This window comes from Immundisolibacter cernigliae (genome assembly GCF_001697225.1).
Classification (GTDB): Bacteria; Pseudomonadota; Gammaproteobacteria; order Immundisolibacterales; family Immundisolibacteraceae; genus Immundisolibacter; species Immundisolibacter cernigliae.
This window is the reverse complement of sequence record NZ_CP014671.1, coordinates 2,831,569-2,845,593: the sequence shown is the minus strand read 5'-3', so window position 1 is coordinate 2,845,593 and position 14,025 is coordinate 2,831,569. Positions and strand designations below refer to the sequence as shown.

The window sequence follows — 14,025 nt, the reverse complement described above, 5'->3', positions numbered from 1 at the left end:
ATGCTTGGAGCTCGGTACGCGATGACGCGGACAGTAGAAATTGCGGCCAGGGTAATAGGCTACGTAACTCGTCGGCAGGCTCAGGCGCCACCGGCCAACAGGCGGGCTCAGTCAGAACGCAGGCTTGATCGGCTTGACCGGCCCGCGAAAGCGCTCTTTTGCCGGCTTTTTCTTGAGCGGCGGCAGCTGCATCGGCTCGTCGGGCAGCCGGTAGTCGGGCACGTGGTCGAGCAGGTGGCGGATCAGGGTCAGCCGGCCGGTGCGCTGGTCGTTGTAGTCGACCACCACCCACGGCGCGCCGGGGCGGTGTGTGGCCTCGAACATGGCGTCCCGCGCCTTGCCGTAGTCGCGGTATTTTTCTCGTGCCACCAGGTCGATCGGCGACAGCTTCCAGCGTTTGAGCGGGTCTTCGGCGCGCTCCGCGAAGCGGGCTTCCTGCTCGGCCTGGTCCACGGCCAGCCAGTACTTGAGCAGCAGAATGCCGCTTTCGACCAGTGAGCGCTCGAAATACGGCGTCTCGCGCAGGAAGGTTTGGTACTCGTCCGGCGAGCAGAAGCCCATCACCTTCTCCACCCCGGCCCGGTTGTACCAACTGCGATCGAACAGCACCAGTTCGCCAGCCGCCGGCAGGTGCGCGATGTAGCGCTGGAAATACCACTGCGTGAGCTCGCGCGGGTCCGGCTTGGGCAACGCCACCACGCGCACCTGGCGCGGGTTCAGCTTGCCGGTGATGGCCGCGATGGTGCCGCCCTTGCCGGCGGTGTCGCGACCTTCCAGCAGCACCACGATGCGCTTGCCGGTGGCTGCCAGCCAGCGGGCCAGGTTGTTCAGCTCCAGCAGCATCGGTTCGAGGTGGCGTTCGTAGGCATCGCGCTTCATGCGGCGTGGCTCCTGGTCCCGAGAAGGCGCCCTCAGGGGCGGTCGGCCAGAACGTACCACGCCCCACCCGCCCGCCTCTCGCGCCGTGCATTGCGGCTGCGGCCGACGCCGGTCGGCCGGCCTGTCCCTGCCGGCATCGCTGCGGCATAGTGCGCAGCATGCCCTTGGCCGATTTTCATCCCGCCGTCGCCGCCTGGTTCGGACAGGCGTTTTCCGCGCCCACACCGGCTCAGGATGGGGCCTGGCCGGCCATCCGCGCCGGACGGCACACGCTGCTGGCGGCGCCCACCGGCAGCGGCAAGACGCTGGCGGCGTTTCTGACCGCCATCGACGATCTGGTTCGCGCCGGACTGGCCGGTCCGCTGCCGGACGCGGTGCAGGTACTGTACGTGTCGCCGCTGCGGGCGCTGTCGGCGGACATCCAGCGCAATCTGGAAGCCCCGCTGGCCGGCATTCGCGACCAACTGTTGCTGCACGGCCTGCCGGATGTGGCCATCCGCACGGGCATGCGCACCGGCGACACGCCGCAGGCCGAGCGGGTGCGCCAGCGCCGGCAGGTGCCGCACATCCTGGTCACGACGCCCGAGTCGCTGTACATCCTGCTGACGTCCAAGTCCGGCCGCGCCATGCTGGGCGGCGTGCGCACGGTGATCGTGGACGAGATTCACGCGCTGGCGGCGAACAAACGCGGCGCGCACCTGATGCTGTCGCTCGAACGTCTGTCGGCGCTGACTGATCGACCGCCGCAGCGCGTCGGCCTGTCGGCCACGCAAAAGCCGATCGGGCGGATTGCGGACTATCTGGTCGGCGCCGGCGGCACCTGCACGGTGATCGACACCGGCCACGGGCGCGAGCGGGATCTGGCCATCGAGGTCACGGACTCACCGCTGACGGCGGTGATGGCGAACGAGGTCTGGACCGAGGTCTACGACCGCCTGGCGGCCCTGGTGGCCGAACACAGCACGACGCTGGTGTTCGTGAACACCCGCCGCCTGGCCGAGCGCGCGGCGCGGCATCTGGCCGAGCGCCTGGGCGAAGAATTCGTGACCTCGCACCACGGCAGCCTGGCCCGCCGCCACCGGCTGGATGCCGAGCAGCGCCTGAAGGCCGGGCAACTGAAGGCGCTGGTGTGCACCGCATCGCTGGAGCTGGGCATCGACATCGGCGACGTGGACCTGGTCTGCCAGCTCGGCTCGCCGAAGTCCATCGCCACCTTTTTGCAGCGCGTTGGGCGCTCCGGCCACGCCGTCGGCGGCCTGCCCAAGGGGCGACTGTTTCCGCTGTCGCGCGACGATCTCGTGGAATGCGCGGCGCTGCTGGACGCGGTGCGGCGCGGCGAGCTCGACGCCATCGTCATGCCGCAGGCGCCGCTCGACGTGCTGGCGCAGCAGATCGTGGCCGAGGTGTCGGCCCGCGAGTGGGACGAGCGGGCGCTGTTCGATGCGTTTCACGCCGCCGCCCCCTACCGGCAGCTCGATCCGGCCGATTTCACCGCCGTGGTGAAAATGCTGGCCGAGGGCTACACCACCCGCCGTGGCCGGCGCGGCGCCTGGCTGCACCGCGATGGCGTGCACGGCCGGCTGCGCGCCCGGCGCGGCGCGGCGCTGGCGGCAGTGACCTCCGGCGGCGTGATTCCGGACCAGTTCGACTGCGACGTGCTGCTGACGCCCGAGGCGCTGCGCATCGGCAGCGTGAACGAGGATTTCGCCTTCGAGAGCCTGCCCGGCGACATCTTTCAGCTGGGCAACACCTCGTACCGCATCCTCAAAGTGGAAACCGGGCGCCTGTTCGTCCAGGACGCGCACGGCCAGCCACCGAACATCCCGTTCTGGTTCGGCGAGGCGCCCGGCCGCACGCTGGAGCTGTCCGGCGCCGTGTCGCGCCTGCGGGCGGACGTCTCGACATGGCTGGACGAAGGCGGCATGCCGCTGGCGCAGGCCCGGCTCGAAGCGCAGCTGCCGGTGCCACCCGCCGCGGCGCGCCAGTTGATCGAGTATCTGGCCGCCGCCCGGGCGGCGCTCGGCACGCTGCCGACGCAGGACACGGTGATCTTCGAGCGCTTTTTCGACGAAACCGGCGACCAGCATCTGGTCATCCATGCGCCGTTTGGCTCGCGCATCAACAAGGCCTGGGGCCTGGCGCTGCGCAAGCGCTTTTGCCGGCGCTTCAACTTCGAGCTGCAGGCAGCGGCGCTGGAGGACAGCATCGTCATCTCGCTGGGCAGCGTGCACAGCTTTCCGCTGCACGAGCCGGCCGGCTATCTGCACAGCGCCACGGCGCGTGAGGTGCTGATCCAGGCCGTGATCGCCGCGCCGCTGTTCGAGGCCCGCTGGCGTTGGGTGGCGACCGCGGCGCTGGCCATCCTGCGCCAGCGGGCCGGCCGGCGCACGCCGCCACAGTGGCAGCGGAGCGATGCCCAGGATCTGGTCGCGGCGGTGTTCCCGGACCAGATCGCCTGCGCCGAGAACCTCAACGCCGAGCGCAGCGTGCCGGACCACCCGCTGGTGCGCCAGGCGATTACCGACTGCCTGACCGAGTCCATGGACGTGGACGGGTTTCTGGCCGTGCTGGCCGGCATCGAGGCGGGCACCGTCCGCATCCTGACGCGCGACCTGACTGCCCCCTCGCCGCTGGCGGAAGAAATCCTAAGCGCCCGGCCGTATGCGTTCCTGGACGATGTGCCGGCCGAGGAGCGGCGCACGCTGGCCGTGCGCCCGGCGCCGGCCGACATGGCCACTGCCGCCACGCTGGGCGTGCTGCAGCAGGACGCCATCGACCGGGTACGCGCCGAAGCCTGGCCACAGGCCCGCGGCACGGACGAGCTGCACGATGCCCTGCTGTTGCTCGGTTTCGTGACCAGCGGCGAGGCGGCGCGCGAGATCGGCTGGCCGGATGGGCTGGCCGCGCTGGCTCTGGACGGGCGCGCCACCTGCCTGGATGGCACCCTGTGGGTGGCCGCCGAACGCCTGGCGGAAGCCCGCGCCGTGCGGCCCGATGGCGTGGCCAATCCGCCGATCGCCGCGATTGCCGACGGCCCGCCTCCGCCCGCCGAAGATGCCCTGCGCGAGCTGCTGCGCGGCCGGCTCGAGGGCTTGGGCCCGGTGACCGCGCCGCAGCTTGCGGCGCCGCTGGGCCTGCCGCCGGCGACCATTGAAGCGGCGCTGCTGGCGCTCGAAGGCGAAGGCTTCGTCCTGCGCGGGCGCTACACGCCGGGCACCCACGAGGAGGAATGGTGCGAGCGCGGCCTGCTGGCGCGCATCCACCGTTACAGCCTGGATCGGCGCCGACGCGAAATCGCGCCGGTCAGCGAGGCTGAATACGGACGTTTCCTGCGCCGTTGGCAGGGTCTGGACGAACCGGTCGAGGGCCCGGAGGCGCTGTACGCCCTCATCGAACAACTGGAGGGCCTGTCCCAGCCAGCGGCGGCCTGGGAGGGCCAGATCCTGCCTGCGCGCATGAGCGGCTATCTGCCGTTCTGGCTGGATCAACTGTGCGCCGAGGGCCGCGTGGCCTGGCTGCGCCTGCTGCCGCCGCGCCTGTCCCGCGACCGGCCGCGCGCCGTGACGCCGGTGCGCAGCACGCCGATCGTGCTGCTGCCGCGCGAGCATCTGGCGTTCTGGCGCGTGCTGGCACCGACGCCGCCGGTGGCGGCCGAACTGTCCTCGCCCGCCGGCCGGGTGCGCGATGCCCTGGCGGAATTGGGCGCCTCGTTTTTTGCCGAACTGGTCGCGGCCACCGGCCTGCTGCGCACGCAGGTGGAATCGGCTCTGGCCGAGCTGGTGGCGCTCGGCCTGGTCACGTCGGACAGTTTCTCGGGCCTGCGCACGCTGATCGCCCCGGCCAGCCAGCGGCCGAGCTTCGCCCCGCGCCGTTACCGCAGCCCGCGGCCGCGCGTCAGCGGCGTGGGTGCCGCCGGACGCTGGTCGCTGCTGCCCACGCTCGCCGATGCCGACTCCAGGACCCGCGATGCGGCCATCGAGCACGTCGCGCACACCCTGCTGCTGCGCCACGGCATCGTGTTTCGTGCCGCGCTGGAGGCCGAGAACTGCGCGCCACCGTGGCGCGAACTGCTGTATGTCTACCGCCGGCTGGAGGCGCGCGGCGAGCTGCGCGGCGGCCGCTTCGTGGAGCGCTTCGCGGGCGAGCAATACGCGGCGCAGGAAGCACTGGCCATGCTGCGCAGCGCACGGATCAGCACACCCGCCGGTGGCGCCGAGGCGGACGCGCAGCCCGCCTGAGCGCGCAGCGTGTAGCCCGGATGCAGCACAGCGGAATCCGGGATTTCCTTCGGGGAGTGATGGGGGTCCCGGATTCCGCTGCACTCCATCCAGGCTACGATTTCTGTGGGAGCCCGGCTGCGCCGGGCGATCATCGCGCAGCAAAGCTGCGCTCCCACAAGGTTTTTCGTTAGCGGGCGCTGAGAAATCCGGGATGGATTTATTCAGCTTCCCTACGGGGCCGATGGCGTCAGACGCCACAGGCTCACGGTGCCGGTGATCTCGTTGGCGACCACCAGCATGGGCGTGCCGGTGGGGCTGTCCTTGGCTTCGATGAAGCGCACCACCTCCGGCCCGCTGTCCGGACCGACCGCCTCACCATCGAAGCTGCGCGGGTTGACGTAATCCACGAAGTCCGGCGCCGCCGGATCGGTGACGTCGTAGACCATCACGCCGCCGATGCGCTCCAGGCCAACAAAGGCATAGCTGCGGCCGGCCACCGTGCCCACCGCCACCCCTTCCGGCTCCGGCCCCTTGTTGTCGGACCGGTCGTCGAAGGTGTTCTCGTCGTTGTTGCTGTTGAAGTTGCGCGGGACGGCCGCCGCGGTGCGCGCTTCAAGCTCGGCGCCGGAATCCCACACCTGATCCCCGCTGGCAGCATCCCAGATGGAGAACGAACGCGTGCCGAACACGTAGGGCCGCGAATAGTCGCCACCCGGCGGCGCACGGGTGACCGTCAGCCGCCCCAGCTGCAGGTTGTCGTTCAGCACCGGCTGGATGGCCGCCGGATAGCTGCTGCGCACGCTGCGGGCGCGCACTTCTTCGGCGAAGCCGTCGTAGTCGCGGGCATCGCCCTCGTTGGCGGTGATCAGATACGTCCGGTCGCCGGCCGTGAAACTGGCGACGGCGTCCGGCTGGTACATGCCGTACACCGGCCAGTTGCGGATGTTGACCAGATTGTCGCGGTCGGACGCGTCCAGACCGGAGGTGCTGACGATGCCCAACAGCGTCGGCTCCGGCTGGTAATCGGGCAACAGTACGAAGGTGCCGGTGGCAGTGTCGATGCTGATACCGGCCACGCCGAAATCGTTGTCGTTGATGACCGCCAGGGTGTTGGCGTCGATGTACGCCAGCCCTTCGACCTTCTGCACCGTGTCGTAGCCGGCGCTGGCCAGGTCCACATGCAGCACCTTGGCCAGCGGCGTCACGCCGACGGCGGCCAGCTCGCTGGTGCTCATCTGGTCCAGGTCGTAGAGCACGTCCTTGTCGGTGATGTCGGTGGCGCCGGTCAGGCTGAAGGCGTAGACCTTCTTGGTGATCTGCGCCGCCGGGTCAGCCGGCACCGCATCATCGTCGCGCTCGACCACCAGGAAGCCGCCGCCGGGCATGGCCACAGCATCGCCGATCTTGTCGGCGATGCTGTCATCGGCGTTCAGCGGCGCCGGGTTGTCCATCACGTACATGAACTGGCGCGTCGCCTGCGTGGCCGGATCGAACTCCACCACGCGGATGTTGCGCATGGCGTTGAGCGCGCCGTTGGCAAGCGTGGCCGGATTGCGCAGCGGGCTCTGCACGAAGGCGTAGACCTTGCCGTCCTGCACGGCGATGGCTTCGAAGCCGCGGTTCTGGCGCCGCTGGGCGAGCACCGCGGGCAGCACCTCGGTGCCGAAGGTGTCGGCCGGGGCCCCGGCCGCCGCGGCGGTGCCGATCGGCACCAGGCGTTCGATCAGCAGACCCTCCCGATCGAAGTGATAGATCGCCGGACGGTACTCGTCGGCCATCCAGAAATGGCCATTGGCATCGACCACGACGCCTTCCAGGTCCGCCCCCAGCGGATCGGTCGACAGCACGTTGCCGTGCAGATCGACCGGCACCTCGTCGTTGTAGGGCGTGCTGGCAGTGGCACCGGCAATGGCCGTGTTAGGCAGGCCGGTGAGCGCGCTGCCGTCCGGCAGGCGCAGCGCCACCTGCCCAGTGACCTCTACCTGCCCGGTGGTCCGGTCCAGCTCCAGGCGCACGATGCGCGGGCTGAAATCGGGCAGCAGGAACGGGCGCAGGGAGCCGGTCGGCTCGCCGTTGGGGCCGCGGTCGGTGTGGGTGACGAACTTGAGCTTGCCGTCGTCGGTCTTGCCCTCGTAGAACAAGCCCGAGAAGCCACCCAGCGACAAGGCCTGGCCGGCGGCGGTAGCACCGATGCCGGGCAGGCCGGTCACCTCGAAGCTTTCCACCACGGGGGCCGGGTCGAAGTCCTTGAAGCCCAGGGCACGAATGCCCGTGACCCGGGCGGTGCGGATGTCGATCTCGGCGATGGCGTTGTTCTCCTGCAGGGTCACGAAGGCCCTGGCGCCGGTCGGATCGATGGTGATGTATTCGGGCTCGACATCCTGCGCCGGCGTCGCGCCGGGGCCGAAAATGCGCACACCGTCGGGCATGGCAACGCCGCCGAAGTCCACCGTCTGCACCGGCAGCTGCGGCAGCATCGGCACCACGCGGATGATGCTCACCGTGCCCTCGGGGTCGGTGCAGCCGGCGCCGTAGCAGTCCGGCTCGCCTTCGTTGGCCACCAGCAACCTTTTCCCGTCCGGCGTGAAAGTCACCATGTCCGGCAACGCGCCGACGGTGGCGGTGCGGATCACCTGCCCGGCCGGGGTCAGGAACACCACGCTGCCCGGATCGGTTTTTGTGACCGCCGCGACCGCCACGGCGATCAGGTTCTTGGAGGACACGGCGACGCTGGTGACGCTGCCGCCGTACGCCGCCAGTGGCACCCGACGCAGCAGGTACGGCTGGGCCGGGTTCGACACGTCCACGATGTCCAGCGACACGTCATCGGCGTTGGTCACGTACAGCCGGTCGCCGCGCAGCGCGGCGGTCTCACCGGCGGTGCCCTGGCCGGCCTGAATCAGGCCGGTGTCATAGCGACCGAGCGGCTCCAGCGACAGCGCCTGCGCCCCCGCGGCGGCGACCAACAAGGGCATGCAGATGCCAAAAACGGAACTTTTTCGAATTTTCACGCTTATCACTCCGGCAGGGCTCGACCGCACGCACCATCGCGCAGGGGCAGCGCACCCTAAAAAGGGAATATTTCGCCGACGTGACACCGGCCGGACGCAGCGCCTCAGGCGCACAGTGCAGCGTGGCGGTTGCCCACGCCGACGCTGGATTAAGCTAGCCCGCACCGAACGACGGATCGATGCAGCACAAACCACGACCAAGAGGAGCGACACCATGTACCCGTGCCTTTCCCCCGGCGGCAGCGCCGTTTACGACTCGCCCATCGCGGCCGGACGCTTGCTGGTCGGCACCCAGGGCGGCGTTGTCGAGCTTGAAGAAACCGCCGCCGGCTGGCGCGAGGCCGGCCGGGGTCTTGCCGACCACCACGTGTGCGCCCTGATCGGCGAGCCGGTCAGCGGCAACTACTACGCCGGCACCCACGACGCCGGCGTGTTCGTAAGCCCCGACGGACGCCACTGGCAACCCGCCAGCCAGGGCCTGGAACATAGCAACGTGTTCAGCATGGCCAGCGTGCGCCGCCCGGATGGCTCGGTACGTTTGTATGCCGGCACGGAACCTGCGGCACTGTTCGAGAGCCGGGATTTTGGCCAGTCCTGGCAGCGCCTGACCGGCCTTGAGGCCACCACCGGCCGTGACGGCTGGATGTTCCCGGCGCCGCCGTTCATCGCCCACATCAAGCAGATCGCCATCCACCCGCAAAACCCGGACCTGATCTACGTCTGCGTGGAACAGGGCGGCCTATACAGCAGCCCGGATGCCGGCAAAACCTGGACCGAACACACCGCCGGCATGCCCAACGACGCCCACCGCGTGCTGCTGCACCCGACCCGGCCGGGGCGGCTGTTCCTGGCCAACGGCTTTTTCTTCAACCGCAGTGACGACGGCGGCAAGACCTGGTTCGAGATGAAGGAACAGACGCAGAAAATCGGCTACGCGGACCCGCTGGTCTACCACCCGCGGCGGCCGGAGACGATGTTCGTCAGCGGCGCCTTCGCCACGCCGGACACCTGGGTCAAGGGCAGCGCCAACGTCAGCATCGCCCGCTCCCACGACGGCGGCGACAGCTGGCAATACGCGCGCGGCGGCCTGCCGGACGAGTTCAAGCCCTCGGTCGAGGCCATGAGCCTCGAAGCGTTGGGCGACGCCTGCCGCGTGTTCATCGGCAACACCGACGGCGAGGTCTGGCTGACCGAGGACGAGGGTAAACAATGGCGCCAGATCGCAAGTCACCTGCCGCCGGTCAGCAAGTGCTTCCACGCGGATCTGATCCACGGCAAGCTCGACCTGACCGAAGTGCGCATTCCGGACGAAATCCGCGCGCTGATGGAGCAGATGGTGGTCCGCGAGGCGTAGCGAAGCGCCGAAGTATTCGGCCTTTCCACACCACAGGCAGGCGCTGCGCGCATCGGCCGGGTATGTGTTGACCGACCGGCTGCGCCGGCGCCCCGCGGCGAGCCGCCAAACGCGGTTCAAGTCATGCGCCAGCGGGCCGACAAGGGTCCGGATCAAGAACACGCAGGCCACGATGCGAATACTCCCCCTGTTCACGCGCGCCCTCGCCCTGCTCGGCCTGTCGCTGTGCCTGGCCGCCTGTAACCCTGGACAGCCGCTGCGCGTCGGCACGCACTCCTGGGTCGGCTACGAGTCGTTGCGCCTGGCGCGCGATCTGGGCTGGTTGCCGCCTGCCGTCAGCCTGAGCGAGCACACCAGCGCCGGCAATTCCCTGTCCGCCCTGCGGGCTGGCACCCTCGATGCGGCAGCCTTGACCCTGGATGAGGTTCTGCAGGCCCGTGCCCAGGGAGTGCCACTGACGGTGGTGCTGGTGTTCGACAGCTCGGCCGGGGCGGATGTGCTGTTGGCGCGCCCGCCGATAAGCCGCCTGGCCGACCTGGCCGGCCGACGCATTGCCTACGAACCGACTGCCGTAGGCAGTCTTGTGCTGCGCGAAGTGCTGCAACGGGCCGGGCTGACCGCAGAGTCGGTCACGCTGGTGGAACTGAGTCCGCCCGGACAGATTGCGGCCTGGCGCAGCGGCCAGGTCGATGCCGTGGTGACTTACGAGCCGATAGCGGCGCAGTTGCTGCGCGAAGGGGCGGTGCAGCTGTTCGACAGCCGGCAGATGCCCGAGACCATCTTCGACGTGCTGGCGGTTCGCAGCGACCGGCTGGCGGGACACAAGAGCGTGCTGCGCGAACTGCTGGCAGCGCATTTTCGGGCGCTGGACTACATCCGGCAGAACCGCCAGGACGCGGCGCACCGCATCGCCGCCTACCACGGCATCTCCGGCGACGAGGTGCTGCGCGCCCTGGACGGCATCGTCCAGCCCTGGCTGGCCGGCAACCGCTATGCGCTAACGCCCGGATCGCGCTTCGACGCTGCCGTGCAACAGCTGCATGCGCTGATGATCGAACGCCGCATGCTGCCCCGGCCGGACCCGCTGGAGGGCCTGTTCAGTGCCGACTACCTGCCGCTGCAGGAGGCGCGCGGACCATGAGCGCGCCCGGCCAGGCGCCTCGGCATCGCCTTGCTGCTGACTGCCGGGACCACCCAGGCGGCGCAAGGCCTCACCTTCGGTGTCCTGGCGGAGCAGCCGGGCGAAGTCGTCGAGGCCCGCTATCGCCCGCTCATGGAGTACCTGTCGGCGTAGCTGCATGGCACGCCGGTGCGGCTGGAAGTTCTGGACCACGAGCAGCTGACCGACGCGGTTGCCGACAATCGCCTCGACCTGGTGCTGACCAACCCCGGCTCGTTTCTGCTGTTACGCAGTCAGCACAGCCTCGGCGGAGTGCTGGCCACCGTGGTCCGGCAGGCGGCCGGTCAGAGCACTACCCAGATGGCCGGCGTGATCGTGACGCAGGCTGCCCGAACCGACATCACGCAAAAACCGGGGTCAGGTCTAGCATTTAGACTATGCGGTAACACCCTCCCCTTCGCTCTCCGCACCACCTTCACAACCGTGGTGAAGCGCCAAGTGCGCGCCGATCTGCTGGTAGCTGTAACGCCCAAGACCTCGAAGAAGCCCCGCTCCAATTTCGCGGGTTCCACCATCTGCCATGCCTACCTGGAGTTCGTAGGCCTGGTGAACGACCACCTCACCACCTGCTTTCGCCACCGCGAGCTGCGCGGCGAACGGCAGTAGACCCGTCCGGCCGGACGGGCGTGTCGCATCGCCCGCCGGATGGTCCGACGGGCCTGATTAGGAGTAATGACGTGAACAGCAAACCCAAGATCATCGTCTCGGAACAGGACTACGAGCGCCTGGACCGGCTGCTCGAGTCCCTGCCGGCGGATGGTTTTCCCGGCAAGGCGGCCCTGCGGGCCGAGCTCGACCGGGCGCAGATCGTGGACCCGAAGGAGCTGCCGCCCGACGTGGTCACCATGAACTCCACGGTCCGCTTCCGGGTGTCCTCCTCCAACGAGGAGTTCCGCCTGACGCTGGTCTACCCGAAGGGTCTGGACGCCAGCGGGGAGAAGATCTCCATCCTCGCTCCGGTGGGCAGCGCGCTGCTGGGGCTTGCCCAGGGCGACGAGATCGAGTGGCCGAGCCCGGGCGGCGGCATGCTGAAGGTGCGCATTGAGGAGGTGGTCTACCAGCCGGAGCGGGCGGGCGAGTACCACCGCTGAGCCCGGCCTGCTGCCGCCGTGGGGGGGGCGGTGGCTGTACGTGTTGGTGCCGATCGCCGCTCGCACGGTGGTCAATGTCGATCCACCGTGCTGGCGCAGCGGCCCATGCGTGCCGGTCAAGATACGATGCCGCAAGGAGCGGCTGCGCACCCGATCGTCGGACCGCGCGCCCAGCATTGCAGCGGGAGATTGATGCCTCACGAAACCACACTCATCCCCACCATCGTGATGGGGTTGCTGCTCGCGTTTGTCGGCGGGTTTCTTGCCAGCAAGATCAAACTGCCGCCGTTGGTCGGCTACCTGCTGGCCGGCGTCGCGGTCGGCCCGTTTACGCCAGGGTTCGTTGCCGACGAAAAGCTCGCGGCCGAGCTTGCCGAAATCGGCGTCATCCTGTTGATGTTCGGGGTCGGGCTGCATTTCTCGATCAAGGATCTGCTGGCCGTCCGGCGGGTGGCCATCCCCGGAGCGGTCGGGCAGATCGCGGTCGCCACGGCGCTGGGTGTCGGCATGGCGCATCTGTGGGGCTGGACCTTCGGTGCCGGCCTGGTGTTCGGCCTGGCGCTGTCCGTCGCCAGCACGGTGGTGCTGCTGCGTGCGCTGGAGGAGCACGGCGTGCTCGACTCGCCGAACGGGCGCATCGCCGTCGGCTGGTTGATCGTTGAAGACCTGGCGATGGTGCTGGCGCTGGTGCTGCTGCCTGCACTCGCGGGCCGGCTGGGTGGTGTTCCCGGTGCAACCGCCGGCGATCCTCTCTGGGTGGTGCTGGCGCTGACGCTGGGCAAGGTTGGGCTGTTTCTGGCACTGGTGCTGGTCGTTGGCACGCGAGCGATCCCGTGGCTTCTGGCGCACGTCGCGCGTACCGGCTCGCGCGAGCTGTTCACGCTGTCGGTGCTCGCAACCGCGCTTGGCATTGCCTATGGTTCGGCTGTGCTGTTCGGCGTGTCGTTTGCGCTGGGGGCGTTTTTTGCCGGCGTCGTGCTCAGCGAAAGCGACTTCAGCCATCAGGCGGCGGCCGACTCGCTGCCGTTGCAGGACGCCTTTGCCGTGCTGTTTTTCGTGTCGGTGGGCATGTTGTTCGACCCGACCATTCTGCTGCGCGAGCCGCTGGCCGTGCTGGCCGTGGTGCTGGTCATTGTCCTTGGCAAGTCGCTGGCGGCGTTCGGGATTGTCATGGCGCTGGGCTATCCCGCATCGACGGCATTCACCGTTTCGGCAAGCCTGGCGCAGATCGGCGAGTTCTCGTTCATCCTGGCCGGGCTGGGCGTGGCACTCGGCCTTTTGCCGCCGCAGGGTCGAGACCTGATCCTCGCCGGCGCGCTGCTGTCGATTACGCTCAATCCGCTGGTGTTTGCAGGGCTTCACCGGATTGCCATCCGGACTCGCACCCACGGCGGCCTGCTGGCGCGTCTGGAACGACGCGGCGCCGAGCGGTTGTCCACGCTGCCTACGGAGGGCGGCGAGGGTCCGTCCGATCACGTGATCATTGTTGGCTATGGCCGGGTCGGCCGGGTGGTTGAACGGGGGCTGCAAGGCCAAGGCATCCCGATTGTGGTGATCGACCAGGATCGCCGGCGCATCGAGGCGCTGCGTGAGCGAGGCGCGCAGGCGGTTCACGGCAACGCCACCATTCCCGGCGTGCTCGAAGCAGCAGGCGCAGACACGGCACGCCTGCTCGTGATCGCCACGCCGGTTGGCTACCAGACGCGGCGTGTCATCGAGCTGGCGCGCAACCTGAATCCGGACATCGACACCGCCGTGCGTACCCACACCGAGGCCGAAGTCGCCCAGTTGATGCAACAGGGCGTTGGCGTGGCCATCATGGGCGAGCGCGAACTGGCCTTCGGGCTGGTGGATTACGCCCTGCGCAGCCTGGGTGTGGCGGATCATGAAACACAGCTGGTGGTGCAGGAGATGCGGGTGTCGGGCGAGGGCGGCGTCTACGATCGCCGGCCGGGCGAACCCTCGCGCCGCGCGCCGGAACTGCGTCAGCACCGCGTGGAAGAACCGTCATCCGAGTGACCGATTGCTCTGCGGGCGCAAGCTGGCCTGGGAATTACGCTCGCTGCCGACAGTGTCAAACCAGTTCGCTCAGGACGAGTTGGGCGAAGCCATAACCCGCCGGATCGCGATCGGAACCTTCGCCATGTCCGCGCCGCGCAAACGCAATACGGCGCAATGCGGTGCACTTATTGCGCCGCGGGCTCACAGAATTATCCTTTAGTTACCGTTTAGATTGAGGAGCGCGGAAACAGGCGGCAAAGCCGGCTGTTGGAGCATCCCTCTCGAAGCG

At 68.9% G+C, this 14,025-nt stretch carries 9 protein-coding genes; 7 read left to right on the top strand and 2 right to left on the bottom strand.

Features of this window, described 5'->3' with window-relative positions; genetic code table 11:
• Positions 1–111 precede the first annotated feature (111 nt).
• Positions 112–879: a polyphosphate kinase 2 gene (gene ppk2, locus PG2T_RS13440; RefSeq protein ID WP_068806558.1), complete on the bottom strand. Its 768-nt coding sequence runs from the start codon at positions 877–879 to the stop codon at positions 112–114.
• A gap of 158 nt (positions 880–1,037) precedes the next feature.
• Between ppk2 and PG2T_RS13435 the strand changes: the two genes are divergently transcribed.
• On the top strand, positions 1,038–5,117 hold the full coding sequence (locus PG2T_RS13435) for a DEAD/DEAH box helicase (RefSeq protein ID WP_083214942.1): 4,080 nt from the start codon (positions 1,038–1,040) through the stop codon (positions 5,115–5,117).
• A 212-nt stretch (positions 5,118–5,329) separates the two neighbouring features.
• On the opposite strand, the gene PG2T_RS13430 is transcribed toward PG2T_RS13435, so the two are convergent.
• Positions 5,330–8,110 (bottom strand): choice-of-anchor I domain-containing protein, encoded by a 2,781-nt coding sequence (locus PG2T_RS13430; RefSeq protein WP_236953263.1) that lies wholly within the window; start codon positions 8,108–8,110, stop codon positions 5,330–5,332.
• A 214-nt stretch (positions 8,111–8,324) separates the two neighbouring features.
• Between PG2T_RS13430 and PG2T_RS13425 the strand changes: the two genes are divergently transcribed.
• From PG2T_RS13425 to PG2T_RS13405, 6 genes are all read left to right on the top strand, one after another.
• A complete protein-coding gene (locus PG2T_RS13425) occupies positions 8,325–9,464 on the top strand; it encodes a WD40/YVTN/BNR-like repeat-containing protein (RefSeq protein WP_068806548.1) in 1,140 nt (379 codons plus the stop codon).
• Between the two features lie 172 nt (positions 9,465–9,636).
• Positions 9,637–10,605: an ABC transporter substrate-binding protein gene (locus tag PG2T_RS13420; RefSeq protein WP_068806545.1), complete on the top strand. Its 969-nt coding sequence runs from the start codon at positions 9,637–9,639 to the stop codon at positions 10,603–10,605.
• Positions 10,606–10,635: 30 nt separating this feature from the next.
• Positions 10,636–10,758 carry a hypothetical protein gene (locus PG2T_RS16840; RefSeq protein ID WP_257756458.1) on the top strand — a complete coding sequence of 41 codons (123 nt, stop codon included), beginning with the start codon at positions 10,636–10,638 and terminating at the stop codon, positions 10,756–10,758.
• 15 nt (positions 10,759–10,773) lie between these two features.
• Positions 10,774–11,250 carry a DNA-3-methyladenine glycosylase I gene (locus PG2T_RS16500; RefSeq protein WP_068806542.1) on the top strand — a complete coding sequence of 159 codons (477 nt, stop codon included), beginning with the start codon at positions 10,774–10,776 and terminating at the stop codon, positions 11,248–11,250.
• Between the two features lie 71 nt (positions 11,251–11,321).
• A complete protein-coding gene (gene rnk, locus PG2T_RS13410; protein ID WP_068806539.1) occupies positions 11,322–11,735 on the top strand; it encodes a nucleoside diphosphate kinase regulator in 414 nt (137 codons plus the stop codon).
• 192 nt (positions 11,736–11,927) lie between these two features.
• A complete protein-coding gene (locus PG2T_RS13405) occupies positions 11,928–13,754 on the top strand; it encodes a cation:proton antiporter domain-containing protein (RefSeq protein ID WP_068806536.1) in 1,827 nt (608 codons plus the stop codon).
• Positions 13,755–14,025: the final 271 nt, after the last annotated feature.

What these genes read in the sequence shown, in the direction of transcription:
- PG2T_RS13420 (WP_068806545.1), top strand. Translation starts at nt 9,637, where the DNA reads ATGCGAATACTCCCCCTGTTCACGCGCGCCCTCGCCCTGCTCGGCCTG.
- PG2T_RS13405 (WP_068806536.1), top strand. Translation starts at nt 11,928, where the DNA reads ATGCCTCACGAAACCACACTCATCCCCACCATCGTGATGGGGTTGCTG.
- PG2T_RS13425 (WP_068806548.1), top strand. Translation starts at nt 8,325, where the DNA reads ATGTACCCGTGCCTTTCCCCCGGCGGCAGCGCCGTTTACGACTCGCCC.
- ppk2 (WP_068806558.1), bottom strand. Translation starts at nt 879, where the DNA reads ATGAAGCGCGATGCCTACGAACGCCACCTCGAACCGATGCTGCTGGAG.
- PG2T_RS13435 (WP_083214942.1), top strand. Translation starts at nt 1,038, where the DNA reads ATGCCCTTGGCCGATTTTCATCCCGCCGTCGCCGCCTGGTTCGGACAG.